This window comes from Myxococcus sp. SDU36, assembly GCF_030168875.1.
Classification (GTDB): domain Bacteria; phylum Myxococcota; class Myxococcia; order Myxococcales; family Myxococcaceae; genus Myxococcus; species Myxococcus vastator.
This window is the reverse complement of sequence record NZ_CP077414.1, coordinates 1086607-1113216: the sequence shown is the minus strand read 5'-3', so window position 1 is coordinate 1113216 and position 26610 is coordinate 1086607. Positions and strand designations below refer to the sequence as shown.

General features: G+C 66.9%; 22 protein-coding genes and 5 tRNA genes. 4 read left to right on the top strand and 23 right to left on the bottom strand.

The genetic code is table 11. The features are described 5' to 3' along the window. Window positions 1–98: 98 nt before the first annotated feature. The 23 genes from KGD87_RS04560 to KGD87_RS04450 all read right to left on the bottom strand — a co-directional run bounded on the left by KGD87_RS04560 (window position 99) and on the right by KGD87_RS04450 (window position 21082). On the bottom strand, window positions 99–839 hold the full coding sequence (locus KGD87_RS04560) for a lytic transglycosylase domain-containing protein (RefSeq protein ID WP_163783658.1): 741 nt from the start codon (window positions 837–839) through the stop codon (window positions 99–101). Then, complete coding sequence (locus KGD87_RS04555) at window positions 836–1186, bottom strand: phasin family protein (RefSeq protein ID WP_163783659.1); 351 nt, start codon at window positions 1184–1186, stop codon at window positions 836–838. The genes KGD87_RS04560 and KGD87_RS04555 overlap by 4 nt, the downstream gene beginning before the upstream one ends. Window positions 1187–1358: 172 nt before the next feature. Then, window positions 1359–1886, bottom strand: coding sequence for a GumC domain-containing protein (locus KGD87_RS04550; RefSeq protein WP_284666310.1), 528 nt, complete (start codon window positions 1884–1886; stop codon window positions 1359–1361). A gap of 210 nt (window positions 1887–2096) precedes the next feature. Continuing rightward, entirely contained in the window at window positions 2097–6308 is a 4212-nt protein-coding gene (rpoC, locus tag KGD87_RS04545; RefSeq protein ID WP_284666309.1) for a DNA-directed RNA polymerase subunit beta', read from the bottom strand. A 134-nt stretch (window positions 6309–6442) separates the two neighbouring features. Next, entirely contained in the window at window positions 6443–10669 is a 4227-nt protein-coding gene (gene rpoB / locus KGD87_RS04540) for a DNA-directed RNA polymerase subunit beta (protein WP_284666308.1), read from the bottom strand. 177 nt (window positions 10670–10846) lie between these two features. After that, the gene (gene rplL / locus KGD87_RS04535; protein WP_284666307.1) at window positions 10847–11215 is read right to left on the bottom strand and encodes a 50S ribosomal protein L7/L12; all 369 of its coding nucleotides are present in this window, start codon (window positions 11213–11215) and stop codon (window positions 10847–10849) included. 100 nt (window positions 11216–11315) lie between these two features. Next, window positions 11316–11837: a 50S ribosomal protein L10 gene (gene rplJ / locus KGD87_RS04530; protein ID WP_163783664.1), complete on the bottom strand. Its 522-nt coding sequence runs from the start codon at window positions 11835–11837 to the stop codon at window positions 11316–11318. Between the two features lie 397 nt (window positions 11838–12234). After that, the gene (gene rplA, locus KGD87_RS04525) at window positions 12235–12948 is read right to left on the bottom strand and encodes a 50S ribosomal protein L1 (protein ID WP_284666306.1); all 714 of its coding nucleotides are present in this window, start codon (window positions 12946–12948) and stop codon (window positions 12235–12237) included. 36 nt (window positions 12949–12984) lie between these two features. Further along, window positions 12985–13431, bottom strand: a complete 447-nt coding sequence (rplK, locus tag KGD87_RS04520) for a 50S ribosomal protein L11 (protein WP_163783666.1) — start codon at window positions 13429–13431, stop codon at window positions 12985–12987. A 146-nt stretch (window positions 13432–13577) separates the two neighbouring features. Continuing rightward, complete coding sequence (nusG, locus tag KGD87_RS04515) at window positions 13578–14120, bottom strand: transcription termination/antitermination protein NusG (RefSeq protein ID WP_090494984.1); 543 nt, start codon at window positions 14118–14120, stop codon at window positions 13578–13580. Next, a complete protein-coding gene (gene secE / locus KGD87_RS04510) occupies window positions 14120–14563 on the bottom strand; it encodes a preprotein translocase subunit SecE (protein ID WP_284666305.1) in 444 nt (147 codons plus the stop codon). The genes nusG and secE overlap by 1 nt, the downstream gene beginning before the upstream one ends. Before the next feature lie 100 nt (window positions 14564–14663). Continuing rightward, window positions 14664–14739, bottom strand: a tRNA-Trp gene (locus KGD87_RS04505). 23 nt (window positions 14740–14762) lie between these two features. Then, window positions 14763–14927 carry a 50S ribosomal protein L33 gene (gene rpmG, locus KGD87_RS04500; RefSeq protein WP_011553120.1) on the bottom strand — a complete coding sequence of 55 codons (165 nt, stop codon included), beginning with the start codon at window positions 14925–14927 and terminating at the stop codon, window positions 14763–14765. 99 nt (window positions 14928–15026) lie between these two features. Then, on the bottom strand, window positions 15027–16217 hold the full coding sequence (gene tuf, locus KGD87_RS04495; RefSeq protein WP_284666304.1) for an elongation factor Tu: 1191 nt from the start codon (window positions 16215–16217) through the stop codon (window positions 15027–15029). A 19-nt stretch (window positions 16218–16236) separates the two neighbouring features. Continuing rightward, a tRNA-Thr gene (locus KGD87_RS04490) sits at window positions 16237–16312 on the bottom strand. Between the two features lie 25 nt (window positions 16313–16337). After that, window positions 16338–16413, bottom strand: a tRNA-Gly gene (locus KGD87_RS04485). 10 nt (window positions 16414–16423) lie between these two features. Continuing rightward, window positions 16424–16507, bottom strand: a tRNA-Tyr gene (locus tag KGD87_RS04480). A gap of 59 nt (window positions 16508–16566) precedes the next feature. After that, window positions 16567–16639 (bottom strand) — tRNA-Thr (locus tag KGD87_RS04475). Between the two features lie 132 nt (window positions 16640–16771). Next, entirely contained in the window at window positions 16772–17617 is an 846-nt protein-coding gene (gene rlmB, locus KGD87_RS04470; protein ID WP_284666303.1) for a 23S rRNA (guanosine(2251)-2'-O)-methyltransferase RlmB, read from the bottom strand. A gap of 6 nt (window positions 17618–17623) precedes the next feature. Continuing rightward, window positions 17624–18073 carry a hypothetical protein gene (locus KGD87_RS04465; protein ID WP_284666302.1) on the bottom strand — a complete coding sequence of 150 codons (450 nt, stop codon included), beginning with the start codon at window positions 18071–18073 and terminating at the stop codon, window positions 17624–17626. 62 nt (window positions 18074–18135) lie between these two features. Further along, the gene (locus tag KGD87_RS04460; protein ID WP_284666301.1) at window positions 18136–19137 is read right to left on the bottom strand and encodes an ATP-grasp domain-containing protein; all 1002 of its coding nucleotides are present in this window, start codon (window positions 19135–19137) and stop codon (window positions 18136–18138) included. A gap of 81 nt (window positions 19138–19218) precedes the next feature. Continuing rightward, window positions 19219–20469, bottom strand: a complete 1251-nt coding sequence (cglB, locus tag KGD87_RS04455) for an adventurous gliding motility lipoprotein CglB (protein ID WP_284666300.1) — start codon at window positions 20467–20469, stop codon at window positions 19219–19221. Between the two features lie 220 nt (window positions 20470–20689). Further along, entirely contained in the window at window positions 20690–21082 is a 393-nt protein-coding gene (locus tag KGD87_RS04450; RefSeq protein WP_284666299.1) for a hypothetical protein, read from the bottom strand. Between the two features lie 89 nt (window positions 21083–21171). Here KGD87_RS04450 and KGD87_RS04445 point away from each other — a divergent pair, with 89 nt between their 5' ends. From KGD87_RS04445 to hrpB, 4 genes are all read left to right on the top strand, one after another. Then, on the top strand, window positions 21172–21825 hold the full coding sequence (locus KGD87_RS04445) for a HEAT repeat domain-containing protein (protein WP_284666298.1): 654 nt from the start codon (window positions 21172–21174) through the stop codon (window positions 21823–21825). 53 nt (window positions 21826–21878) lie between these two features. Next, a complete protein-coding gene (locus KGD87_RS04440) occupies window positions 21879–22583 on the top strand; it encodes an HAD family hydrolase (protein ID WP_284666297.1) in 705 nt (234 codons plus the stop codon). 72 nt (window positions 22584–22655) lie between these two features. Further along, window positions 22656–24029, top strand: a complete 1374-nt coding sequence (locus KGD87_RS04435; protein ID WP_284666296.1) for a hypothetical protein — start codon at window positions 22656–22658, stop codon at window positions 24027–24029. A 13-nt stretch (window positions 24030–24042) separates the two neighbouring features. Beyond that, complete coding sequence (hrpB, locus tag KGD87_RS04430) at window positions 24043–26607, top strand: ATP-dependent helicase HrpB (protein ID WP_284666295.1); 2565 nt, start codon at window positions 24043–24045, stop codon at window positions 26605–26607. Window positions 26608–26610: the final 3 nt, after the last annotated feature.

The window sequence follows — 26610 nt, the reverse complement described above, 5'->3', positions numbered from 1 at the left end:
GGCACTTGGAAGGCTTAGCGCACCCGGCGGGACGGAACAAGGCGCGCGTGCACCCCGTTGGAGCGTCCCTGGTGCCCGGAGATTCACCCAGGCCCACTTCAGGGCATGGGCTCGGGAGGCACCTCGCGCTGCGCCAGGGCCCAGTCTCCACCCAGCCCGTGGCCCTCACGGAAGCGCCGGAAGTCCCGGCGGACCGCCCGTGGATAGCGCCGGAAGCGCTCCAGCTCGCCCTGCTTGATGGCGTTGCGGATGCGCGTGGGGCCGGCGTTGTAGGCCATCAAGGCCAGGTCCAGGTCCCCACCGAAGCGCTCCTGCAGCGAGCGCAGGTAACGGATGCCCAGCCGCACGCAGAGCGCGGTGTCCGCCGTCACTTCCTCGCGGGACAGGCGCAGGCCTTCCTTCTCCGCCAGGAAGTGCAGCGTGCTGGGTTTGATCTGCATCAACCCACGCGCGCCCTTCACGGACACGGCGTCTTCCGTGAAGTCCGACTCCACGTCGATGATGGCCAGGATCAGCAGCGGATCATACGCGAGCCGCCCGGCCTCCTCGGCGATGGCCTGGATGAGCTGCCGGCGCAGCGTCAGGCCCAGGTCCGGGGCCCGGCGCGCCAGCACCGCGTCAATCAGCGACGCGTCGGGGGAGATGACCTCCGCCGCCACGACGCCCGGGACGACGGGCTGCACCGGCCGCTCTTCCAGCAGCGGCACCAGCCGCGCGGACACGACGAGCGCCGCGCCCGCGAGCAGCGGGAGCCGGGAACAACCCGAGCTGAAGGCGTGGAGACGTTCGAAGAGCCGCGTACCGAAGGACCTCCCGCCCGAGGGGGCGGGGGCTTTCACTTCCGGTGCTCCAGGGCCTGGATGCGCTCGGCGAGCTTGTCCAGCCGGGTCCCAAAGGCCGCCAACTCCTCGCGGCGGGGCAGCTTCATCTTCGTCAGGGCCTGGCGCACGCGCTCTTCCACGTTGTGCTCCAGGTCCCTGCGGTGGCCCACCAGCCGCTCACTGAACTCCCGAGCCTGGCGCTTCACCTCGTCCTGACTCCAACCCGCCACCGAGGCCACGCGATGCACGGCCCGCGAGGCTTCTTCCTCGGCCGTGTTCACCGCCAGCAGGGCCTGGCTCCAGAGACGCTCGAACGTCTCCGTCACGGGGTTCTTCTCTCGGGGGGCCTCGGGCTTGTTGTCCATGGGGTCTCTCCGGGAGGTGTACGGGCCGGACGTTCAGGCCCGAACCGGTCGGGGAACGGCCGAAATAAGCACACCCCCGACGTGAAGGGAACGACGGCGATGTGCCTCCCCCTTCCCTTTCGCACTCCGAGAAAGGGAGAGGCCACACTGCTTGTCGTGATTTGACGAAACTTCAGGCGCGCGGCGAGGACGCGGGGCTGCCCGCGGGCTTCGCGCCATTCACCCGGCGCACCGGCTTCAGCAGCGAGTCCACCTTGCGGGACAGCTTCGCCAGCTCCTTGTTGAGGTCCTTCAGCTGCGCCTGGCTGGCCACGCCCACGGCCTCGACGACGCGCGTCTGGATGCCGTCAATGCGCTTGCGCAGCTCGGTGCCCGCGGCGTCCACGCGCCGGCCCAGCTCGGTGCTGGCCTCGTTGGCGCGCTTGCTCAGCTCCTGCACGCGCGGATCCGTCAGCAGCTCACCCGCCTGGAACTTCGTCCACAGCGTCTGGGCTTCCTTGGCGGCCTCCTGCCCACGGGACTCCAAGCGCTTCACCACCTTGCCCGCTTCGCCTTCCAGTTCCTCAATGCGCTTCTGCGCCTGAGACAGCTGGGCCTTCAGGAAGCTCTCCACGTTCTGCGCCAGTCCGCTCTTCGCGGCGGCCTCGGAGCTCTGAACTTCGTTCTGCGTCGCCTCGGTCTCGGTCTTCATCGTGGCCATACCGTCCTCCCCTATCCCGGCTTTCGCCGAGCGGTAACCAGGTGCGTCACTGCAATGTCCAACAGCTAACGCAGCGCGCCATGAGCGTCAAGCCATCGACGAACCCATAACGCGATTAGCCATGAACAAAGGAAAACCGCCGCCCCGGAGGAAGCTCCGGGAGCGGCGGTTGTCTTCAAGCGAACGCTTTGAGGACGGCTGGCGCGCGGACTAGGCCGCGCCGGTCGTCTGAGTGCCTACCGGGCGGGAAGGCTCGCCCAGGGGGCCGGTGTCGCCGTGAGTGGCGGCCAGGGCGGCCTCCATCTCGTTGACCTCGTCGGTGGGGCTCTCCACCGCGATGTCCAGGTGCTTGTAGTTGGGCAGACCCGTGCCGGCGGGGATGAGCCGGCCCATGATGACGTTCTCCTTGAGGCCGCGCAGGTAGTCCACCTTGCCGTTGATGGCGGCCTCGGTGAGCACCTTGGTGGTCTCCTGGAAGGACGACGCGGAGATGAAGGACTCGGTGGAGAGCGAGGCCTTGGTGATGCCGAGCAGCAGCGGCTCGCCGACGGCGGGACGCTTGCTTTCCGACATGACCTTCTCGTTCTCCTCCTCGAACACCCACTTCTCGACCTGCTCGTCGACCAGGAAGTTGGTGTCGCCCACATCGGTGACGCGCACGCGGCGGAGCATCTGCCGGACGATGGTCTCGATGTGCTTGTCGTTGATCTTCACGCCCTGCAGTCGGTAGACCTCCTGCACTTCGTCCACCAGGTAGCGCGCGAGTTCCTTCTCGCCCAGCACCTTGAGGATGTCGTGCGGGTTGGCCGAGCCGTCCATCATCGCCTCGCCGGCCTTCACGCGGTCGCCAGAGTGGACGCTGATGTTCTTGCCCTTGGAGATCAGGTACTCCTTGGCCAGGTCCGTGCGCTGCTCGCCATTCACCTCGGGGGTGATGATGAGCTTGCGCTTGCCCTTGGTGTCCTTGCCGAACGACACCACGCCGTCGATTTCGGCGATCGCCGCCGCGTCCTTCGGCTTGCGCGCCTCGAAGAGCTCGGCCACGCGGGGCAGACCGCCCGTGATGTCCTTGGTCTTCGTCGTCTCGCGCGGCACCTTGGCGATGACCTCGCCCGGGTGGATCTCATCGCCGTCGTTGACGGTGATGATGGAGCCCTGCGGCAGGAAGTAGCTCGCCGGGTTGCGGGAGCTCGGCAGGTCCTTCACGTTGCCGTTGGCATCGCGGATGGTGACGCGCGGACGCGCCTCCGGGTCCTTGGACTCGATGACCGTCTTGCGCGAAAGGCCCGTCACCTCGTCCAGCGCCTCGGACATCGTCACGCCTTCGATGATGTCCTCGTAGCGCACGACACCGCCGACCTCGGTCAGCAGCGGAATCGCGAACGGGTCCCACTCCGCCATGAGGACGCCCGGCTCGATGCGCTGGCCTTCCTTCACGAGGATGCGGGCGCCGTAGATGACCTGGTAGCGCTCGCGCTCGCGGCCCGAGTCGTCCACGACGACGAGTTCGCCGTTGCGGTTCATGGCCACCAGCGTGCCGTCCGTCTTCTGCACGGTGGTGAGGCCCGCGAACTTCACGCTACCCGCGTAGCGGTTCTCCAGGCTGGACTGCTCCGCGCGCCGCGTCGCCGCACCACCGATGTGGAAGGTGCGCATCGTGAGCTGGGTACCCGGCTCACCGATGGACTGCGCCGCGATGACGCCGACCGCCTCACCCACGGACACCTTGCGACCGCGGGCCAGGTCACGGCCGTAGCACTCCACGCAGATGCCGCGCTTGGCCTGGCAGGTGAGCACCGAGCGGATCTTCACCTTGTCCATGCCGCTGTTCTCGATGCGGCGGACGCGCTCCTCGTCGATCTCCTCGTTGGCGCGCACCAGCACCTCGCCCGTGACGGGGTCGAGGATGTCATCCAGGGCCACGCGGCCCAGGATGCGCTCGCCGAGCGGCTCGATGATCTCGCCGCCCTCCACCAGGGCGCCGATGAACAGGCCGTCCATGGTGCCGCAGTCGTACTCGTTGATGATGGCGTCCTGCGCCACGTCCACGAGACGGCGGGTGAGGTAACCGGAGTTGGCCGTCTTGAGCGCCGTGTCCGCCAGACCCTTGCGGGCGCCGTGCGTGGAGATGAAGTACTGCAGCACGGAGAGACCTTCACGGAAGTTGGCCGTGATGGGCGTCTCGATGATTTCGCCGGAGGGCTTCGCCATCAGGCCACGCATACCCGCCAGCTGACGGATCTGCTGGGCGCTACCACGCGCGCCCGAGTCAGCCATGATGTAGATGGGGTTGAAGGACGGCTGCTTGCGCGTCTCGCGCTTGCCGTCGCGGTCCCCGGACGTCTCCTCCTGGGAGATCTGCTGCATCATCTCCTGGGCGACCTTCTCGGTGATCTCCGCCCAGATATCGATGACCTTGTTGTAGCGCTCGCCGTCGGTGATGAGACCCTCGAGGTACTGGTTCTCGATCTCCGACACTTCCTTGCGCGCGAAGTCCAGGAACTCCTGCTTCTTCGCGGGGATGATCATGTCCTTGAGCGCGATGGAGATGCCGGCGCGGGTGGCGTTGTAGTAGCCGAGGCTGCGCACGCGGTCCGCGAGCAGCACCGTCTCCTTCTCACCCGTGAGGCGGTAGCAGAGGTCGATGAGGCCGCCGAGCGACTTCTTGTCGAGCACCTTGTTGATGGCGTCGAAGCCCACCGCGCGCGGGACGACCTCCCACAGGAGGACGCGGCCGACGGTGGTCTCCTTGCGCTTGCCGTCGATGCGGCAGACGACCTTCGCCTGGAGGTGCACTTCGCCGTGGTCGTACGCGGCACGCACCTCGTCCGGCGAGGCGAACACGCGGCCCTCGCCGTTGGCGAACTCGCGGGCGCGGGTCATGTAGTAGATGCCGAGCACCATGTCCTGCGTCGGGACGATGATGGGCTTGCCGTTCGCGGGGCTGAGGATGTTGTTCGTCGACATCATCAGCACGCGGGCTTCCATCTGCGCCTCGATGGAGAGCGGCACGTGCACGGCCATCTGGTCGCCGTCGAAGTCGGCGTTGAAGGCGGCGCACACCAGCGGGTGCAGCTGGATGGCCTTGCCTTCAATCAGCACGGGCTCGAAGGCCTGCATGCCCAGACGGTGCAGCGTGGGGGCGCGGTTGAGGAGCACCGGGTGCTCGCGGATGACGTCCTCGAGGATGTCCCAGACCTCGGGGCGCTCCTTCTCCACCATCTTCTTCGCGGACTTGATGGTGGTGACGTAACCCTTCTCTTCGAGCTTGTTGTAGATGAACGGCTTGAAGAGCTCGAGCGCCATGATCTTCGGCAGGCCGCACTGGTGCAGGCGCAGCTCGGGGCCCACGACGATGACGGAGCGGCCCGAGTAGTCCACGCGCTTGCCGAGCAGGTTCTGGCGGAACCGGCCCTGCTTGCCCTTGAGCATGTCGGACAGCGACTTCAGCGGGCGCTTGTTGGGGCCCGTGATCGTCTTGCCGCGGCGGCCGTTGTCGAACAGCGCGTCCACGGCCTCCTGCAGCATCCGCTTCTCGTTGCGGATGATGATGTCCGGAGCGTTCAGCTCCTGGAGGCGCTTCAGACGGTTGTTGCGGTTGATGACGCGGCGGTACAGGTCGTTCAGGTCGGAGGTCGCGAAGCGGCCACCGTCCAGGGGAACGAGCGGGCGCAGGTCCGGCGGAATCACCGGAATCACGTCCAGCATCATCCACTCCGGCTTGTTGCCGGAGACGCGGAACGCCTCGGCCACCTTCAGGCGCTTGGCGTACTTCTTCCGCTTCGCCTCGCTGGTCGTCTCCCGCATGTCCTTGCGCAGCTCTTCGGACAGCTTCTCCACGTTCAGCGACTTGAGCATCTCCCGGACGGCCTCGCCGCCCATGCCCGTGGTGAAGGAGTCCTCACCGTGCTCCTGGTAGAGCCGGTGCATCTTGTCCTCGCTGATGAGCTCGCCCTTCTGCAGCGGCGTCGCCTTCGGATCGAGGACGATGTAGCTCTCGCAGTAGAGGACCTTCTCCAGCTCCTTCAGCGTGATGTCGAGCAGGTTGCCGATGCGGCTCGGCAGCGACTTGAGGAACCAGATGTGGGCCACCGGCGTGGCCAGGGTGATGTGGCCCAGGCGCTCACGGCGCACCTTGGACTGGATGACCTCCACGCCGCACTTCTCACACACCACGCCGCGGTGCTTCATGCGCTTGTACTTGCCGCAGTTGCACTCGTAGTCCTTCACCGGCCCGAAGATGCGGGCGCAGAAGAGCCCGTCCCGCTCCGGCTTGAAGGTGCGGTAGTTGATGGTCTCCGGCTTCTTCACCTCGCCATGGGACCACTGGCGAATCTTGTCGGGCGACGCCAGCGCAATGCGGATGGCGTTGAACGACAGCGGGTCCTTCGGCTTCTCGAAGAAGTTGAAAATGTCCTTCACGTTGCCTCCGAAATCTCGTTGGGCGCCCCCCTCTTCCAAGGGGGCCGCCAGCTGATTCGGGCCCCCGCCCCGTTCCGGCCGCGCCCGCCCCTTTCGGGACGGCGGGCGGCCGGTCAGGCGGGCGCTCCGTGCAATCAGGCCTCGGTTCCCGTCTTGCGCTCCTCGCCGTCACCACCGCCGAGGAAGTCGCCTCCGAAGCTGCGCTGCCGCTCCGGTGGGGCGCTCTCCAGCAGCTCCACGTCGAGCGCGAGCGACTGGAGTTCCTTGAGGAGCACGTTGAACGATTCGGGCAGGCCGCTCTCCAGGACGTTGTCGCCCTTGACGATGGCCTCGTACATGCGCGTGCGGCCCACCACGTCGTCCGACTTGACGGTGAGGAACTCCTGCAGCGTGTACGCCGCGCCGTAGGCCTCCATCGCCCAGACTTCCATCTCGCCCAGACGCTGACCGCCGAACTGCGCCTTGCCGCCCAGGGGCTGCTGCGTGACGAGCGAGTAGGGCCCGATGGAGCGGGCGTGGATCTTCTCGTCCACCAGGTGGTGCAGCTTCAGCATGTACATGACGCCCACGGTGACGTTCTGGTCGAACGGCTCACCGGTGCGCCCGTCGAAGAGCACCATCTGTCCCGAGCGGGGCAGCTGGCCCTCGTCCAGCAGGGCGTGGATCTCCGTCTCCTCCGCGCCGTCGAAGACGGGCGTGGCGACGTGGATGCCCCGCTTGGAGCGGCGGCACAGCTGCTTGATCTCCTCGTCGTCGAGCTTGTCGAGGAACTCGCCGAACGCCGGGTCGCTGTAGATGACCTTGAGGCGCTCCTTGATGGCGTCCGAGCTCCAGTTGGACTCGACGTAGCGCTGCAGCGCTTCGCCGGTGCCCTTGGCGGCCCAGCCCAGGTGCGTCTCGAGGATCTGCCCGATGTTCATGCGCGAGGGCACGCCCAGCGGGTTGAGGACGATGTCCACCGGACGCCCGTCCTCCAGGTACGGCATGTCCTCCTCGGGGAGGATGCGGGACACGACGCCCTTGTTTCCGTGGCGGCCGGCCATCTTGTCGCCCACGGCCAGCTTGCGCTTGATGGCGACGTACACCTTCACCATCTTGATGACGCCCGGCGGCAGCTCGTCGCCCTTCTTGATGCGGGCGATCTTCTCGCCGAAGGCCAGCTTCACGGCCTCCTTCGTCTCCTCCAGGTGGCGGAGGATGTCGCGCAGGCGCGAGTCCAGCGGATCGCCGACGGAGATCTCACCCCAGTACTTGTAGGGCACCGTGGACAGCAGCTCGTCGTCGAGGATGTCCCCCTTCTTCAGGAGGATCTTCCCCTTGTCGTCCACGAGCTTGCCCTGGACCTCCTTGGTGCGCACCAGGCCGCGGATGCGGCCGAACGCGCTGTCCTGGAGGACCTTGATCTCGTCGTTCTGGTCCTTGAGGAGCTTCGCCTCCTCCATGGACTCGATCTGCTTGGCGCGCTCGTCCTTCTCCACGCCCTTGCGGCTGAACACCTTGGCGTTGATGACGGTGCCCACCACGCCCGGCGGGACGCGCAGCGAGCTGTCACGCACGTCGCCGGCCTTCTCACCGAAGATGGCGCGCAGCAGCTTCTCTTCGGGAGACAGCTGCGTCTCGCCCTTCGGGGTGATCTTGCCCACCAGCACGTCGCCGGGCTTCACCTCGGCGCCGATGCGGATGATGCCGCTCTCGTCGAGGTCCTTGAGGGCTTCCTCACCCACGTTCGGGATGTCGCGGGTGATCTCCTCCTTGCCCAGCTTGGTGTCGCACGCGATGCACTCGAACTCCTCGATGTGGATCGACGTGTAGACGTCGTCCTTGAGGATGCGCTCGCTGATGAGGATGGAGTCCTCGAAGTTGTAGCCCTGCCACGGCATGAACGCGACGACCACGTTCTGCCCCAGCGCCAGCTCGCCCGTCTCCGTCGCCGGACCGTCGGCGATGACGTCACCCTTCTTCACCCGGTCGCCCTTGCTGATGATGGGCTTCTGGTTGAGGCAGGTGTTCTGGTTGGAGCGCTGGTACTTGAGCAGGTTGTAGATGTCGACCTCGCTCGTGACGTCGCTCAGCGAGGCCGGCACGTCCGCCTTCACCACGATGCGGCCGGCGTCCACGCTCTCCACGATGCCGTCGCGCCGGGCCACGCAGGTGACGCCGGAGTCGCGGGCGACAATGGACTCGATGCCCGTGCCCACCAGCGGCGCAGCGGTGCGCAGCAGCGGAACGGCCTGGCGCTGCATGTTGGAGCCCATGAGCGCGCGGTTGGCGTCGTCGTTCTCCAGGAACGGGATGAGCGACGCGGCCACCGACACCAGCTGCTTCGGGGACACGTCCATCAGGTCCACGTCCTCGGCGCGAGCCTGGACGAACTCACCACCACGGCGGCTGGACACCAGCGCGTTGGCGAACTTGCCCTTCTTGTCCGTCTCCGCGTTCGCCTGGGCGATGGTGTGCTTCTCCTCCTCAAGGGCGGAGTAGAAGGCCACGTCGGTCGTCACCACGCCCCCCTCGACCTTGCGGTACGGCGTCTCCACGAAGCCGAACTCGTTGACGCGCGCGTAGGTGGACAGCGACGCGATGAGGCCGATGTTCGGACCTTCCGGCGTCTCGATGGGGCAGATGCGGCCGTAGTGCGTCGGGTGCACGTCGCGCACCTCGAAGCCCGCGCGCTCGCGGGTCAGGCCACCGGGCCCGAGCGCCGACAGGCGCCGCTTGTGCGTGACCTCGGACAGGGGGTTCGTCTGGTCCATGAACTGCGACAGCTGGCTGGACCCGAAGAACTCCTTGATGACCGCCGTGACGGGCTTGGCGTTGATGAGGTCGTGCGGCATGAGCGTCTCGATCTCCTGGAGGCTCATGCGCTCCTTGATCGCCCGCTCCATGCGCACCAGGCCGATGCGGTACTGATTCTCCAGCAGCTCGCCCACCGCGCGGACGCGGCGGTTGCCCAGGTGGTCGATGTCGTCGATGGTCCCCTTGCCGTTCTTCAGATCGATCAGGTAGCGGATCACCTCGAGGATGTCCCGCTTGGTGAGGATCTGCCCGTCGAGCGGCTCCTCGAGGCCGAACTTGAAGTTCAGCTTGAGGCGGCCGACCTTGGAGAGGTCGTAGCGCTCCGGGTTGAAGAACAGGTTGGTGAACAGGTTGATGGCCGTCTCTGGCGTCGGCGGATCGCCAGGGCGCAGGCGGCGGTAGATCTCCATGATGGACTGCTCGGGGGTCTCGAGCTTGTCCAGCATCAACGTCTCACGCAGGTACGGGCCCACGTTGAGGTTGTCGATGAAGAGGACCTTGAACTCCTTGATGCCGTGCTTGAGGAGCTCGTCCACCTTCTCCTGGGTGACCTCCTCGTTGCACTCGAGGAGCACCACGCCGTTGGTCTCTTCGACGACGTCGTAGGCGGACACCTTGGTGAAGAGCTCGTCCGCATCGATCGGGAGCGTCTTCATCTTCGCCGCTTCGAGCTTCTTGATGGCGGCGCGGGTGAACTTGCGGTTCTTCTTGACGATCAGATCGCCCGTCTTCGTCTTGATGTCGCGCGTCGCGCGCTGACCGGGCAGCAGCTCGAGCTCGACGCTCTTCTCGAACTCCTCCGCGCTGTGGAGGTAGATCGTCTCCGTCGCGTAGTAGTAGTTGAGGATCTCCTCGGTGGAGCCCTTGAACTCCAGCGGGTTCTTCTTCGCGGTGTCCGGGACGGCGCCGAGCGCGCGGATGAGCACCGTGGCCGGCAGCTTGCGGCGGCGGTCGATGCGCACGTACAGCAGGTCCTTGTGGTCGAACTCGAAGTCGATCCACGAACCGCGGTAGGGAATGATGCGGGCGTTGTAGAGCAGCTTGCCAGACGAGTGGCTCTTGCCCTTGTCATGGTCGAAGAAGGCGCCCGGGCTGCGATGCAGCTGGCTGACGACGACGCGCTCGGTACCGTTGATGATGAAGGTACCGTTCTGGGTCATCAGCGGGATTTCGCCGAAATAGACCTCCTGCTCCTTCACGTCACGGATGGACTGGGCGCCGGTCTCCTCGTCCTTGTCCCATACGACCAGGCGCACGACGACCTTGATGGGCGCCGAATACGTCATGCCACGCTGGTGGCACTCATCCACGTCGTACTTCGGGCGCTCCAGGTGGTAGCTCACGAACTCCAGCGAGGAGGTCTCGTTGAAGTCGCGGATGGGGAACACCGACTTGAAGACGCCCTGAAGACCGAGGTCCTCGCGCTTGTCGGCGGCAATGTCCGCCTGGAGGAACTTCTCGTAGGACTGCTTCTGGATGTTGATAAGATTGGGAATGTCGATGATCTTCGCGATCTTCGCGAAGGTCTTCCGCACGCGGAAATTGTTCTGGATCTGCGTCGGCATTCTGGCTCCGGGGACTACTGCTCGGGCGGGCAAACTTCAGTAACGCGCGGCGGCGCCGGGAAATTTGCAACGGTCAAATGGGCAAAGCCGGCGCCCCCACTCAGGGAGCGCCGGCCTGCACATCCGGTCAGGAGGCTGCCCGAAATTTCCCGGAAAACCGGGCAGCCCCTGTAGAAATTACTTGACTTCGACGGTGGCGCCAGCCGCGGTGAGCTGGTCCTTGATCTTCTTGGCGTCGTCCTTGTTGACGCCTTCCTTGACGTTCTTCGGAGCGCCCTCGACCAGGTCCTTGGCCTCCTTCAGGCCCAGGCCGGTGATCGCGCGGATCTCCTTGATGACGTTGATCTTGTTGGCGCCGGCGTTGGCCAGCACCACCGTGAACTCCGTCTGCTCCTCGACAGGAGCGGCGGCGGTCGTCGGGCCCGCGGCAACGGCCACGGCGGCGGCGGAGACGCCCCACTTGCTCTCGAGCTGCTTCACGAGCTCGGCCGCCTCGAGGACGGTCAGGGAGGAGAGCTGGTCAACAATCGTGTTCAGGTCAGCCATTGAAATGTGTCCTTCTGGTTTCGACTAACGGCCCACTCCCCTTTGGAGAGTTTCGGCCGGAGAGGTTGCGGTAGAAAACTTCTCGAACAGATGAGGGAAACTACCCCTGCGCCTTGTCCGCGTGGGCCTGGACGACTCGGGCGAGCTGCGAACCCGGAGCCGCGATGGTCCGAACCAGCTTGCTCGCGGGCTGGCTGATGACGCCCAGCAGCTGCGCGCGAAGCTCGGGCAGACCCGGCAGCTTCGCCAGGGCCTTCACGCCGGCGACGTCGACCTTGCGGCCTTCGACGACGGCAGTGCGGATCTTGATCTTGTCCTCGAGGTCCTTCGTGAACTCGACCAGGATCTTCGCGGGAGCCACCACGTCGCCGTAGCTGATGCACAGGGCCACGGGGCCCGTGAAGTCATCAGCGATGACCGACACGGACGTGCCCTGCGCGGCACGGCGCGCCAGCGTGTTCTTGATGACCTTGTACTCGACATTGCCCTCGCGGAACTTCTTGCGGAGCTTGGTCACCGTCTCCACGTCCACCTTGGTGAACTCAGCAACGACGGCGGAGGTCGTCCTCGAGAACTTCTCGTGGAGCTCCTTGATCATCTCTTCCTTCTCGCTCTTCAGCACTTTGACTCACCTCCTTACTGGGCCCGCCTTTTCAGGACGGGCGTGATGCCTGGGCCAAAGTGGCAGAGCGAGAGGAGCCTCCGAGAGGCACCACACCGCACCTCCAGTCTCGGCAGGGCTGACCTTGCGGTCGTTTGAACCTGGGGTCGAAGATGCCGTCCGACCGGTTGCCCGGCTGCCAACGGAACATGCATCTTCTCCACCCAGGTCCCTGCTGTCATGAACCAGGTGTCGGGGCGCCGCGCCTCACGACGTGGCGTCCCAATTGCAAAAGCCGGGGGCCTATACCCCCGGCTTCAGCAAAGATCCAGAACTTTCGAACCTGTGACGTCAGACAGGTGACAACCCTGACCCAAAGTCAGGGCTGCAGCTCCCTGTCCGTGCGGCCTGGCGGCGATTAGCCGTGGCGCGCCTTGACCTCGGTGGTGTCGAGCTTGATGCCCGGCCCCATGGAGGTCGAAATGGCGATCCCCTGGAGGTACACGCCCTTCGCGGCGGCCGGCTTCAGCTTCATCACCAGATCCACCAGCGCGTTGAAGTTGGCCTCGAGCTTCTCGACCTCGAAGGAGGACTTGCCCAGCTTCGCGTGGACGATACCGGCCTTCTCGGCGCGGAAGTCGACCTTGCCGCCCTTGGCGTCGCGGATGGCCTTCGCGACATCCATGGTCACCGTGCCGACCTTCGGGTTCGGCATCAGGCCGCGGGGACCGAGCACCTTACCGAGGCGACCGACGACACCCATCATGTCCGGGGTGGCGATGACGGTGTCGAAGTCGAGGAAGCCCTCCTCGATGCGCTTCTGGAGGTCCTCGGCGCCGACCACGTCCGCGCCGGCGTTGGCCGCGTCGGAGGCCTTCTCACCCTTGGCGAACACGGCCACGCGCACGGTGGCGCCGGTGCCATGCGGGAGCACCACGGCGCCACGGACCATCTGGTCCGCGTGCTTCGGGTCCACGCCCAGGTTGATGGAGACGTCAACCGTCTGGTCGTACTTGGTGGAGCGAGCCTCCACCGTCTTCTTCAGGAGCTGAAAGCCCTCGCCGATGGCGTAGCGCTTATCACGGTCAACCAGAGCGGTGGCCGCACGGAACTTCTTCCCAGTCTTAGCCATGACAGAAATCCTTGTCGTGAGTGGGTGCGCGGCGGCCTAGCCGACGACGTCGATGCCCATGGAGCGTGCGGTGCCGGCAATGGTGTTCATGCAGGCCTCGAGCGACGCGGCGGTGGTGTCCTGGATCTTCTTCTTCGCGATGTCCTCGAGCTGAGCGCGGGTGATCTGCCCGACCTTCTCCTTGCCCGGCTTCTTCGCGCCCGAACCCTTCTTCTTCTCCGTGTGGAGACCCGCGGCCTTCTTGATGAGGACGGCGGCGGGAGGGGTCTTCAGGATGAAGGTGAAGGAGCGGTCCGCATACACGGTGATGACCACCGGGATGATGAGCGCTTCCTTGGCTTCCGCCTGGGTCTTCGCGTTGAACTGCTTGCAGAACTCCATGATGTTCACGCCCTGCTGACCGAGCGCGGGGCCGATCGGCGGAGCGGGGTTCGCCTTACCGGCGGGAATCTGCAGCTTGACCTGACCTGTGATCTTCTTCATCGAACGACAACTGCCTTTCGAGTGGGTGGTGCGAGCGGGCTACCAGACGGGGAAGCCCTCCCACCCATGAGTCCGGCCCCGATACGGGCACCGGAAATGCGAACGCCGCGCACCCCATACAGGGGCGCACGGCGCGGCATCAACTGCTAGCCGGTGGTCTTCTCCACCTGCATGAAGTCCAGTTCCACCGGGGTGGCGCGGCCGAAGATGCTGACCAGCACCTTCACCCTGCCCTTCTCGGCGTTGACCTCTTCCACGGTGCCATTGAAGTTGGCGAATGGACCGTCGATGACGCGCACTGTGTCGCCGTCGTCGAACTGAACCTTGGGCTTCGGCTTGAGCGTGCCTTCGGAGATCTGGGACGTCAGGCGCGCCACCTCCTGGTCGGAGATGGGCAGCGGATTCTGATGCTGCGCCGTTCCCGGGAAGCCGGTGATCTTCGGCGTATTTTTCACCAGGTGGAGCGTCCGGTCGTTCAGCTCCATCTGCACGAAGATGTAGCCAGGGAAGAACTTGCGACGAGACGTCTTCTTCTCGCCCTTCACCATTTCGACGACCTGTTCCATCGGAATCAGGATTTCACCGAACTGGTCCTGAAGGCCCTCCAGACGGACCTTCTCTTCCAGGCTCTTCTTCGCCTGGTTCTCGAAGTTCGAGTAGGTGTGGACCACGTACCATTTCATCGCCATTACAGCTTCCCCCACACGGCCGGCAGCCACTCCACCATCAGGTTGTAGGCGGCGGTATCGATGCAGAAGAGGATGACGGCGGCCACCAAGGACGCCACGACGACGGCCATGGTCGACGCCTTGGTCTCCGTCCAGGTGGGCCAGGTGACCTTCATCAACTCCGAAGCCACGTCAATGGACAGCGCATGGGTGCGCGGGTGGAAGTACGCGCCCACGGCCAATCCCACGGCCAGTAGGTAGCCCACCAGGGTGGAGACCTTCCAGTCCAAGCCCTCGATGAGGACCGGGTCGCTCCAGCTGAGCCGCGCCCACAGCAACCCGAGCAGGCGCTCCAGGAAGAGGGCCAGGACGATGCCGGCGAGAAGATAGAAGATGACCACGAGCCGCTTCGGATCCATCGCCGAGCGGTTAGCCTGCTGGCTGGCCTCTGATGCCGTCGCCATGGTGCCTCACGAGGTACTGCGGATGCGAATTCGCGGGACTGCGAAAACACAGGAACCCCCGGCACCTCCAGGTACCGGGGGCCCCGCGACTACTGAGAGTTGGCAGGCCAGGAGGGATTCGAACCCCCAACACGCGGATTTGGAGACCGCTGCTCTACCGTTGGAGCTACTGGCCTAGAACCTTCCCTGAACTACCGACCTAGACCTTACCTTCCTTATGGTCCTGGTGCTTCCGGCAGCGAGGACAGAACTTGCTCAGTTCAAGCTTGTCCTGGCTCTTCCGCTTGTTCTTCGTGGTCGTGTAGTTCCGCTCTTTGCACACAGTGCACTCGAGCGAAATGATGGAACGATTGCCCTTCGGCATGACCTACCTCACCAGATACGAGAAGGGAAGGCTACCACAACGCAGCCCTCCCTTCGGAGTCGGGACAGTGAGCCCGGCGGCCTTACGGCCGACCCGGCATTACTCGATGACTTCCGCCACGACGCCGGCGCCCACCGTGCGGCCGCCCTCGCGAACCGCGAAGCGCAGCTCCTTCTCCATGGCCACCGGGGTGATGAGCTCCACCTCGATGGCGATGTTGTCGCCCGGCATCACCATTTCGACGTTCTCCGGCAGCTTCACCGAGCCCGTCACGTCCGTGGTGCGGAAGTAGAACTGCGGACGGTACCCCTTGAAGAACGGGGTGTGACGGCCGCCCTCTTCCTTCGAGAGCACGTAGATCTGCGCCTTGAACTTGGTGTGCGGAGTGATGCTGCCCGGCTTGGCCAGCACCTGGCCGCGCTCCATGTCCTCGCGCTTCAGGCCACGCACCAGCGCGCCGATGTTGTCGCCCGCCATGCCCTGGTCCAGCAGCTTGCGGAACATCTCCACGCCCGTGACGACCGTCTTCTGCGTCGGACGCAGACCGACGACTTCCACTTCCTCGCCGACCTTGATGATACCGCGCTCGACGCGGCCGGTGGCCACCGTACCGCGGCCGGAGATGGAGAACACGTCCTCCACCGGCATCAGGAAGGGCTTGTCCGTCGCGCGCTGCGGCGTCGGGATGTAGCTGTCCACCGCCTCCATCAGCTTCAGCACGGCCGGCTCGCCGATGTCGCTGGTGTCACCCTCCAGCGCCTTGAGCGCGGAGCCCGGGACGATGGGGATGTCGTCGCCAGGGAACTCGTACTTCTTCAGCAGGTCGCGGACTTCCATCTCCACGAGCTCGCGCAGCTCGGGGTCGTCCAGCATGTCCACCTTGTTCAGGAAGACCACGATGTACGGAACGCCGACCTGGCGCGCCAGCAGGATGTGCTCACGCGTCTGCGGCATCGGCCCGTCCGCCGCCGACACCACCAGGATGGCGCCGTCCATCTGCGCCGCGCCCGTAATCATGTTCTTCACGTAGTCGGCGTGACCCGGGCAGTCGACGTGGGCGTAGTGCCGGTTCGCCGTCTGGTACTCGACGTGCGCGGTGGAGATGGTGATGCCGCGCTCACGCTCCTCCGGCGCCTTGTCAATCTGGTCGTACGCCAGGAACGTGGCGCCGCCCGTCTTCGCCAGCACCTTGGTGATGGCGGCCGTCAGCGACGTCTTGCCGTGGTCCACGTGTCCGATCGTGCCGATGTTCACGTGGGGCTTGTTACGCTCGAACTTCTCCTTGGCCATGACACTCCTCAAAAATAAATGGAGCCCTGAACCAGGATTGAACTGGTGACCTCATCCTTACCAAGGATGCGCTCTGCCAACTGAGCTATCAGGGCTTGGCGATGCTGTGACTACAACATTTGGAGCGGGAAATGGGACTCGAACCCACGACATTCAGCTTGGAAGGCTGACGCTCTACCAACTGAGCTATTCCCGCAATTGCCGAGTGGAGGGAGATGGATTCGAACCATCGAAGGCGTAGAGCCGGCAGATTTACAGTCTGCTCCCTTTGGCCGCTTGGGTATCCCTCCAGATATTCACTTGTCCTACTACCACATCCCGGGCCCTCATCCGCGGCCCCGTCCTACCTGGCCGGCGGCGGGATTTGAACCCGCGACCTACTGATTACAAATCAGTTGCTCTACCAGCTGAGCTACACCGGCACTCATCCGGTACTGCGACTGCCGCCCTACCCCGCCCCAGCGACTCCGTCAACCGCCCGTCACCGCCCTGAGAGGGGCGCCCTTCTAGAATTCCCGTCCGCCCAAGTCAAGGAGATTGATCCTGAACTTCGACTACCGGCCGGAGACGGTGCCCCGCTGGCGGGCGACCTCGTATAACAGAATGCCGGCCGAAACGGACGCATTCAATGAACCGACCTGGCCCGCCATCGGAATCCGGAGGCGGAAGTCGCAGTGCTTGAGCACCCCGTCCCGGACGCCTGCCCCCTCGGCCCCCACGACAAGCGCCAGCGGCCCATCCAACCGGGCACTCCACATGGGCTCCTTGGCGTCGACGTCCGCCGCGGCAACCCACAGGCCAACTTCCTTCAGTTCCTCCAGGGCCCGGGAGATGTTCACCACCCGCGCGATGCGGCTGTGCTCCACCGCCCCCGCCGACGCCTTGGACACGGTGCCCGTCACCTGCACCGCCCGGTCCTTGGCAATCACCACGCCGTGGGCGCCCAGAGCATCCGCGGAGCGGATGATGGCCCCCAGGTTGTGCGGGTCCTGGATTCCGTCCAGCACGACCACCAGGGGAGGCTGGCCCTGCGCCTTGGCGGCCTCCAGTAGGTCCTCCAGCTCCGCGTACTTGAAGCCGCGCAGCTCCACCACCACGCCCTGGTGAACGCCGCCCTCCGACAGAGCCCCCAGGCGCTCGCGCGACACCTTCTCCACGCGAACGCCGAACTCGCGAGCCCGGCTGAGCAGCTCTCCCGCCGCTCGGGCGCCGAGCTGCCCCTCCACCAGGAACAAGCGCTCCACCTCGTCTGGCCGGGCTCGAAGGGCCGCCAGGACTGGATTCACCCCGTAGACGAAGCGGGAGGCTTCGCCGCCGCCACGCTCGCCCCGGCTGGCACGCTGGGGAGACTCTTCGCTCCCGCGCTCACCTCGGCCGCCCTTGGAAGAACGCTCACGCATGGGGACTCAAAGGACCTCGACAGGAAGGGAGAACGTCTTTTGCTGACGTGCGCAGAGCTTCTCCGTGCAGATGAAGAAGACGAGCTTCGCGTCCACGGTGCCCTTGCCCGCGGCGGCCGTCGTGAAGGGGACCTCGAAACGAGGGTCCGCGAAGTCCTGCCCATCCGCCTTCTTCGCCACGGAGTCCGCCAGGACCAGCTTCTCCTTGGCAGGGGTCACCTGGCTCCCCTTCACCTCGAGCTTCAACGGCGCCTCGTCGGAGACATGGGCACCCGCCTTCGTCTTGATGGCGAGGACGAAAGTCCCCTTCTCCCCTGCCTTGACCTGGGCCGAGGTCCCCTCGGTGGAGACCTCATACAGCGAGGCCGGATCCACATCCGCGGCCAGGACGGGCGCGCAGCAGGTCACTGCCGCCAGCATGGCGGCGAGGGAGGAAAGGCGTCGGCGGCGAAGCATGGGCGTCTCCTGGAAGCGGGGGGTGCGTATCACGCTTGAGACGGCGGGGGCCGTCTTTCTCTTCACGCGCCGCCTTCGCCGGTCCTGGCGCGGCGACCCGAGCCCTTCCGGTCCACGGGGAGCTGGGCGGGCTCAGATGACGCGGGCATGGCCAACGGAGGCGACAGGTCTGGCACGGACACGGGCGTTGCCCCCGCCACGAGCGCTTCCGCGCGAATGATGATGAGTGAGGCCAGGTCCACGCCCGTCACCGCCTCCATTTCAGGAAGCGCGGGGGAGCTGTTCACCTCGAAGACCTTGGGTTGTCCCTGCACGTCGAGCAGGTCCACCGCCGCCACTTCGAGCCCGATGAGCCGGGTGGCCTTCTCCGCGGTGGCTCGCTGGGCAGGTGACAGCTCGTGCGCCTCCAGCCGAGCCCCCTTGATGAGGGTATGCGCCAGGCGCCCGGGGCGCGGGCGGCGACGAACCGCGGCCACCGCCTGCCCTCCCACGACGAGCACTCGGACGTCGATGCCCGTGCTCTTTACATACTCCTGCATCACCAGGTTGTGCCCCAGCCCCAGGACGGCCTCGAGCGCGGCCTCCAGCGACTGGAGGCTCTCGCACACCATGACGCCGTGCTTCTCCTGCCCCTGCAACAGCTTGACGAGGACGGGCACGCCGCCCAGCAAGCCCACCATCTCCTTGAGGTGGGCCGCGTCACGGGCCATCACCGTCGAAGGGATGTCGATGCCGTGCGCCGAGAGCAACTGCAGCGAACGCATCTTGTTGCGCGACTGCGCAATGGCCTGCGCGTGGTTGACGAGCGGGACCCGCGCCAGGCCGAACTGGTTCACCACGGCCAGGCCGTAGGTGTTGATGGACTGGGCGATGCGAGGGAGGACGACGTCCGTGGGCGCCAGCTTCTTGCGGCCGTAATAGAGCGTGGCGCTGCGCCCATCGAGGTGCATCTGCACTCGGAGCGGGTTGAGGACCCGCACCCGGTGTCCTCTGGCGCGCGCCACCTCGACAAGTCGCCGGGTGGACGGGATGGAAGCGGAGCGCGAGAGGATGGTGGCTTTCATGAGCAGGGCGGCCGTTCCAGGGAGGGAGGGACCTATAATCCCCGCCCCTCGCCGGGTAAAGCCGCCCCGCGAACCGCTGGACTAACGCTGACGGATGGCCCGCACTTCAATCCGCACGGGCGCCTCCGGGGTGGAGTTGAGGATGCGCTCGCAGGTCTGCCCCTTGAAGACCACGCCGTCCTCCTCCAGCGTCCACGTGCTGTCGCTGGACGGCGTGCGCTCGCCTTCCACGTAGACCACGAGCAGCTTGGGGTCGGACGGGCGCTGGGGACCATCCAGTTTGATCAGGCAAGGGTCCTCCAGGACGACTGCCTTGCTGATCTCCTCCAGAGCACTTGCAAGCTCAGCCTGGTTGCCGGCCTGGAAAAAGGAGCGGTTGCACAGGCCCGTCGTCGGGTTGCAGGTGTCGCCCTCGCCACACGGGCGCTCCGCGTTGCACGTACGCTCGAAGCCTCCCGCCTGGGCCATGGCTTCCAGCACCGCCGGCCCATCCCCCACCGCCGTCTCCGCGCCGAATCCAATGACGATGGTCTGAATGCCCTTCTCGCGAAGATCACGTACAGCCGTCACGGAGGCATCGGAGTCCAGGCATCCACGGTGGAGGTAGCCACTTTGGCACTGGTTGTTCTCGATGGTGCACTTGCACAGCGCCGTGTCGGCACCGCTGTTTGGGTTCGCAGCGTTACAGTTCGGCAAACCGTCCGTCAGGAGGATGACGAAGTTCTGCCGGCTGGGGTCCTGGAGTCCTTCAAGTCCCCCCACGAAGTTCAGACTTCCGCTGGTCGGCGTGCCTCCGAGAGGCCGCCCCTCACCACCATTGGGGATACCCTGGAGCAGGGTGTTGATCTCATTGGCATGCGCCAGCAGTGAATCGTCATCCTCCTGCTCCGGCAGCGTCTTGAGCAGGGAGCCAGCAGTGGAGGCACGGCACAGGTCCGGAATCGACGTCCCTCCCTGTGTTTCGGGATACGTCGTCAGCGCGAAACGAACGAAACGACCGCTGTTCTCCAGGAACTGAGGAACGACCGACTGCAGTGCGGTCCACCGCGTGGGGCAGACATCCACATTGCATGTCGCCTCACCACCACAAGGGACAATGCTTCCCTCGAACTCCACGTCGCAGGCAGGCGACGGATTCACCGGCAACGTCATCGACCCGGAGGTGTCCACCATCAACATGATGTTGGGCTTGCTTCGACGGGCGTTGATGACCTCCTCCACCGTCGTCTGCGCGATGGCAAGCGGTTCCACCGGCTCGAAGTCGTACGTCTGACAGGCCAGGACGACGGCGCCGACGGAGAGTGCACTCAGGAGGGGCAGCTTGGAGCGCATAGGCAATGAATTCCTTCTGCTACTGGGGGACGCGGGGCTTCCCGCGCGGCCGGGTTCTCCAAAGGGGGGTACGGCGTGGCCACAGGTTATCGCGTCATTCCCGTCGGGCGCTACAGCATCGACGGACTGATTCCTGGCCGTTTGGATGCCACTGCGACGTTACAGCCAGAGCGATGCCCAAGAGGCCAAGAGCGGCATACGTGGGCCCTCAGCCCACCGACTACAGGGTGAGCACCCGTGCGCCCGCCGTCAGTCGCCACAGGGAGGCCATGCCCATCACCTCGTCCAAGGTGCCCTCTAGCGCCTCCGGTACGTAGCCGCAGATACGCACCGTGGTGTCGCAGGCGATCAGCCTCGCCCCCAGCGTGCGCGCTTCCGCCAGCATCCGCGGTGGCGCCAACACCCCGAGTGACTCCGCGCGTGTGAGCTCCTCGTGCTCACGCTCGCTCGAAGGCTGACCATAGGCACCACCCACGAGCTGGCGCAGCGCATCGAAGGCGAAGACGAAGTACACCTCGTCCCCCATGGCCGCGGCGGTGATTCCCATGGTGGCGGCCTGAAATGCCGGCTCGTACGTGGCGTGCTGAAGGAAGAAGAGGACCCGTCCGGCCATGACGCGCCGACCATAACGGCCTTCACATCCCGCCGCGGCACCAATGACGTATAAAATGGAGACGTCCCCTTCTGTCCGGGAAGCTCCCCATGACGACCACCCTCCCCCCGCGTCCTGGCGCTGTTCCCTCGTGGTCCGTCCGCCGTCTCGCCTGGCGCCCCGTGGTGCTCGGCGGCGTCTTGCTCGCGGGGTCCGGAGGCCTGGCCCGAGTGAGCGCTTCCGCAAGTTCGGAGCCTTTGCTCGCCACCAGCGCGCCCTCGCCAGGCACCGACGTCCATGCCCAGGTGGTCGCGCTCCTCGATGCGACGACGCGGACTGGCGCCCCGTCCGATGACGCATGGAAGCGTCTGGGGCCCGGCGCGGCGCCTGTCCTGTCAGCGCTCGTCGTAGACAAGGGAAGCCCCACCGCGCGGCGAACGCTCGCAGTGTCCTCCCTGGCGCTGGTGGACCCCTCAGGCGGCGCGGTGACCATCCGCGAGGTGCTCGAAGACGCGAAGGCCCCAGCCGAGGTGCGTGCGAGCGCGGCGGACGCCCTGCGCCGGTGTCTGGGGCTGGATGCCATCCCCACGCTCATCACCCGGCTGCGGGACCCGGAATCACAGGTCCGGGAGGCCGTGGCCGTGGCGCTCGGACGCCTGGGTGGGCAGCAGGCCCGTCAGGCGCTGGAGGACCGGCTGCCCGTGGAGGAGCGCGCCCTGGTCCGCGAGGCACTCCAGCGTGGCCTCACGCTCGTGGAGCCCTGAGCGGACGCGGCCCACCTGACTCCGGGCTCGCGTCGGCACGGGGCCTCCATTAAATGGGGGCCATGCGTCCCACCGTCCTCCTCTTCGATATCGATGGAACCCTGGTCACCACTGGCGGCGCGGGGCGCCGCTCCATGGAAGCCGCTTTCGAGAAGCTCCACGGGCGACGGGACGCGTGCGACTCCTTCCCCATGTCCGGCATGACCGACCGGGCCATCGTCCGCAAGGCGATGCACCTCATCGGCGTGGAGGACTCGGCCGCGGCCATCGACGCGGTCATCGACGCCTACGTCGCCCACCTCGCCGAAGAGGTCCACAAGGTGGATGACCAGCGCTACCGCGTCTTCCCCGGCATGCGCGAGGCCGTGAAGGAAGCCCGTTCGCGGTCCGGGTTCGCGGTGGGACTCGGCACGGGCAACGTCCGTGAGGGCGCTCGCGTGAAGCTGGAGCGCGTAAGCATCTACGACCAGTTCGACTTCGGAGGCTTCGGCTGCGACAACGAGGACCGCACCGAGCTGATTCGCTGCGGCGCCAAGGCCGGCGCCGCGAAGCTGGGTGCCCCCATGGAGGAGTGCCGGGTCGTCGTCATCGGCGATACGCCCAAGGACGTCCATGCGGCCCACGGCGTCGGCGCCGAGTGCATCGGCGTGGGGACCGGAACCTTCTCCGTGCAGGCCCTCATCGACGCAGGGGCCACGGTCGCCTTTCCTGACTTCTCGCATCCCCAGGCCCTGGAGATTCTGCTCGGCGGGCGCTGATGCCCCTGCCCGTCCGCTCGGTGCTCGGCGCCGGGTGTGCTATCTCCCGCCGCCCTTCCGAGGAGCCGCCGCATGTCGTCCACGCTCGAATCGTATGAGCTCATCCGCTTCGCCGAAGCCTTCGAGGCTCGCCTCGCCACGGCGGGGGAAATGCTCACCGGCCGACCCGGCCTCGACGCCGAAAAGGGCTGGCTGACCACCGCATTGGAGCTGGTGCGCACCGCGCGCGCGCCTACCGAGGGCGTGCTCGACCGCGTGAAGGACCTCCCTGAGCTGGAAGAGGCTCGCGAGGAGTATGCGTTCCATCAGCAGGGCCTGTGGGTGGACGTGCTGGAGAAGCTGCTCGCCGGCATCACCTTCACCGCCAGCAGCCGCGCGCCCGTCATCGAGGCCCTCTTCCCCCATCTGAAGTTCCCGCAACTGCGGCGCGCCCCCCGCGAAGCCGTCCTTGAGTACGCGACGTCCTACGAGCGGCGCACGAAGAGCGCTTATGTGACGCGCATCTTCGCCCGGGAGGACTTCGCGCTCGTGCGGCCCGTCATGGAGCAGGTGCTGACCGCCCACAACGCGTGGCGCACCAGCCATGAGCCATCGCCCCTGTCACTGGAACAGGAGACCCTCCTTCGCGAGGAGCTGGTGTCGCTGGGCCGGAAGCTCGAGCAGTCCCTTCGCCAAGCGCGACTGCTGGCCGAAGCCGCGCTCGTGCCCGCCCCCACCGTCTATGAGGCCGCCGGGCTGAACCTCAAGCCCAAGCGCCGCGCGGGACGAGGGCTGACGTTCTCCGACGACGCGCTGGCTGGCTTCGATGAGCCGACGGACTCCATGGAGCCCACCGAGGCCGAACTCGCCGAGGTCGCAGCCCTGGATGCAGGTGGCGACGTCGCCAGCCCCGCGCCCGTGGCGCCTTCGGACACGAGCGGCGACACGGCATCCGGGGCTGCCTCTCCTAGGGGCGAAACGTCCGCCAGCGCAGCCAATCCGGAAGCAGGCCAGGACTCGGGCGCCGGGCGCTCGGACACCGGTGGCGACTCGGGTGCTGTCGGTGATGCCTCCCTGAAGGACGGCGGGTCGGCATCCACGACAGAGACCCGCGTGGCCGCCGCGGCTGAGTCGCACGACGGCACTGTTGCCCAGCCGGAGGCGGCTCCTGCGGGCGCGGAACTCGCGGGCAAGGCCGCCGTGGAAGCTCCGGCCCCGGCCGAAAGGGATGCTGCGTCCCCCAAGGTCACGGATGGAGCGGAGACGAGCGACCGCCAGCCCGCGGCCACAGCGCAGGCCCGTGACGAAGCACCCACCACCGCGCCACGCGGCGCGCGACGGGGCCGCAAGAAGGCCGATGCAGCGGAGCCGGCCTCAGCCGAGGCCACCGAGCCTCCGGCCGCGAGTGAGGCACAGGCGCCTCGCGTCCGGAAGAAGAAGGCTTCCTCGCAGGCGGACTCGCCTTAAAGGACACCGGGCCATGGCGGACGTCGCGCTTCCCATTGATCCCCTGTTGCCGGACATCGTCTCCACGCTGCGAGGCGCGCGTTCGCTCGTCCTCGAAGCGCCTCCGGGCGCGGGAAAGACGACGCGCGTGCCTCGCGCGCTCCTGGAGGCCGGGCTCGGGCAGGGGAAGGAAATCATCGTCCTCCAGCCACGCCGGCTTCCCACGCGGCTCGCCGCCCAGCGCGTGTCCGAGGAGTTGGGCGAGCGCGTGGGCGAGTCCGTGGGCTACCAGGTCCGCTTCGAGGACGTGCGCAGCGCGAAGACGCGACTGTCCTTCGTCACCGAGGGCGTCCTCGGCCGCCGGTTGCTCTCCGACCCGAAGCTGCGCGACGTGGGCATCGTCGTGCTCGACGAGTTCCACGAGCGACACCTGTCCGCGGACATCTCCCTGGCCCTGCTGCGGCGCCTCCAGGAGACGGCGCGCCCCGACCTCAAGGTCGTCGTCATGTCCGCGACACTGGAGGCGGAGCCCATCCGGGCGTACCTCGGCGGGTGTCCCTCGCTCCGCTCCGAGGGCCGGCGCTTCGACGTGAGCGTGGAGTATCTGCCCACGCCCGATGATCGCCACCTGGACCACCAGGTGCTCTCCGGCATCAAGCGGCTCTTCACCCAAGGCGTGGATGGCGACGTGCTCGTCTTCCTCCCCGGCGCCGGCGAAATCCGCCGCGCGCGCGACGCATGCGCCGAGTTCGCCGAGCGCCACGGCGCAGACGTGCTCCCCCTCCACGGCGACCTGTCCCCCGCCGAGCAGGACCGCGCCGTGCGGCGCAGCTCGCGGCGGAAGATCATCCTCTCCACCAACGTCGCCGAGACGTCCGTCACCATCGACGGCGTGGCGGTGGTCATCGACTCCGGGCTCGCGCGCGTCGCCTCCCACTCCCCCTGGTCCGGCCTGCCCACCCTCAAGCTGTCCAAGGTCAGCCGCGCCTCCGCCATCCAGCGCGCGGGCCGCGCGGGCCGCACGCGCGCGGGCCACTGTCTGCGCCTCTACACCCAGCACGACTTCGACGGCCGCCCGGAGCAGGACGCACCGGAGGTTCGCCGCACGGACCTGGCCGAAACGGTCCTCTCCCTGCGCGCGTCCGGCGTCACCGACCTGGCAACCTTCCCCTTCTTCGAGCCCCCCCCGGCCGCGTCCCTGGACGCCGCGGAGACGCTGCTCCGCCGGCTGGGCGCGGTCGACCCCGCCGGCACCGTCACGGCGGTGGGCGAGCGGCTCCTGCGCTTCCCCGTCCACCCCCGACAGGCGCGCATCATCGTCGAGGGTGAACGCCGCGGCGTCGGCGCCGAAGCCGCCGTGCTCGCCGCCCTCATGGGCGAACGCGACATCCGCCGCGAGGCCCGCGCCAACCTGGGCCAGGGAGGACGTCCGGCCGCCATCGTCAGCGGGCCGTCCGATTTGCTGGAGCTGCTTGAGCGCTTCCGCGAAGCCGAGCGCGCGAACTTCGCGTCGGGCCGCATGCACGCCCTCTCCCTGGAGGCCGGCGCCGTGCAGTCCGTGGACCGGGTCCAGAAGCAGCTGCGGCGCGCGGTGCGTGGCCAGGGCGCCCGGCCCCAGCGGCCCGAGGACGTGGAGCAGGCGCTGATGCTCAGCGTGCTCGCGGGCTACCCCGACCGCGTCGCCCGGCGGCGCCGGCCCCGTGCGCCCGAGCTGCTGATGTTCGGAGGCGGGACGGCCACGCTGTCAGACGTGAGCGTGGTCCAGGACGCCGACCTCATGGTGGCCGCCGACGCCGAGGAGCGCCCCGGCAAGGGCGCCGTGGTGCGGCTGGCCAGCGCCGTGGAGCCGGAGTGGCTGCTCGACCTCTACCCAGATTCGCTGGAGGACGTGGACACCCTCCAGTGGAACGCCGAGGCCCGGCGCGTGGAGCGGCTCACCCGCCTGTCCTACGGCAACCTCGTCCTGGAGGAGACCCGCACGCCCGCGCCCGCCTCGGAGGCCACCGCGCGCGTACTCGTGGAAGCCGCGCTGGCCGCGGGGCCTGGGAAGTTCGCGGACCCGGAGGCCCTGGAGCAGTGGCGCACCCGCGTGGCCCTGCTGGGCGAGGCCTTCCCCGAGGCGAGGTTCCCCACCGTCGATAGCGCCTTCCTGCGCGATGCGCTGGCGTCGCTGTGCTCGGACGCGCGCAGCTTCAAGGATCTGGAAGGGGTGTCCCTGCTGGACGCGCTCTACGCACGGCTCACCTCCGAGCAGCAGCGGCTGCTGGCCACGCACGCGCCAGAACGGGTGACGCTGCCCGGAGGCCGCGGCGTCAAGGTCCACTACGAGCCGGGCAAGCCGCCCTGGGTCGAGTCGCGACTCCAGGACTTCTTCGGGATGGCGCAGGGGCCCAACGTCTGCGCGGGTCGCGTCCCGCTGGTGCTGCACCTGCTGGCGCCGAACATGCGCGCGGTGCAGGTGACGACCGACCTCGCGGGCTTCTGGGAGCGGCACTACCCCGCGATCCGCAAGGAGCTGTGCCGCAAGTACCCCCGGCACTCATGGCCCGAGGATCCGCGGCATGCCCAGCCGCCAGCCCCCCGGCCACCGCGCCGCTGAGGC

Bases quoted from the DNA above. Each gene is read 5' to 3' on its own strand.
- KGD87_RS04555 (WP_163783659.1), bottom strand. From the start codon at position 1,186: ATGGACAACAAGCCCGAGGCCCCCCGAGAGAAGAACCCCGTGACGGAG.
- KGD87_RS04550 (WP_284666310.1), bottom strand. From the start codon at position 1,886: ATGGCCACGATGAAGACCGAGACCGAGGCGACGCAGAACGAAGTTCAG.
- rpoB (WP_284666308.1), bottom strand. From the start codon at position 10,669: ATGCCGACGCAGATCCAGAACAATTTCCGCGTGCGGAAGACCTTCGCG.
- rplL (WP_284666307.1), bottom strand. From the start codon at position 11,215: ATGGCTGACCTGAACACGATTGTTGACCAGCTCTCCTCCCTGACCGTC.
- rplA (WP_284666306.1), bottom strand. From the start codon at position 12,948: ATGGCTAAGACTGGGAAGAAGTTCCGTGCGGCCACCGCTCTGGTTGAC.
- rplK (WP_163783666.1), bottom strand. From the start codon at position 13,431: ATGAAGAAGATCACAGGTCAGGTCAAGCTGCAGATTCCCGCCGGTAAG.
- nusG (WP_090494984.1), bottom strand. From the start codon at position 14,120: ATGGCGATGAAATGGTACGTGGTCCACACCTACTCGAACTTCGAGAAC.
- secE (WP_284666305.1), bottom strand. From the start codon at position 14,563: ATGGCGACGGCATCAGAGGCCAGCCAGCAGGCTAACCGCTCGGCGATG.
- rpmG (WP_011553120.1), bottom strand. From the start codon at position 14,927: ATGCCGAAGGGCAATCGTTCCATCATTTCGCTCGAGTGCACTGTGTGC.
- tuf (WP_284666304.1), bottom strand. From the start codon at position 16,217: ATGGCCAAGGAGAAGTTCGAGCGTAACAAGCCCCACGTGAACATCGGC.
- rlmB (WP_284666303.1), bottom strand. From the start codon at position 17,617: ATGCGTGAGCGTTCTTCCAAGGGCGGCCGAGGTGAGCGCGGGAGCGAA.
- KGD87_RS04465 (WP_284666302.1), bottom strand. From the start codon at position 18,073: ATGCTTCGCCGCCGACGCCTTTCCTCCCTCGCCGCCATGCTGGCGGCA.
- KGD87_RS04460 (WP_284666301.1), bottom strand. From the start codon at position 19,137: ATGAAAGCCACCATCCTCTCGCGCTCCGCTTCCATCCCGTCCACCCGG.
- cglB (WP_284666300.1), bottom strand. From the start codon at position 20,469: ATGCGCTCCAAGCTGCCCCTCCTGAGTGCACTCTCCGTCGGCGCCGTC.
- KGD87_RS04450 (WP_284666299.1), bottom strand. From the start codon at position 21,082: ATGGCCGGACGGGTCCTCTTCTTCCTTCAGCACGCCACGTACGAGCCG.
- KGD87_RS04445 (WP_284666298.1), top strand. From the start codon at position 21,172: ATGACGACCACCCTCCCCCCGCGTCCTGGCGCTGTTCCCTCGTGGTCC.
- KGD87_RS04440 (WP_284666297.1), top strand. From the start codon at position 21,879: ATGGGGGCCATGCGTCCCACCGTCCTCCTCTTCGATATCGATGGAACC.
- KGD87_RS04435 (WP_284666296.1), top strand. From the start codon at position 22,656: ATGTCGTCCACGCTCGAATCGTATGAGCTCATCCGCTTCGCCGAAGCC.
- hrpB (WP_284666295.1), top strand. From the start codon at position 24,043: ATGGCGGACGTCGCGCTTCCCATTGATCCCCTGTTGCCGGACATCGTC.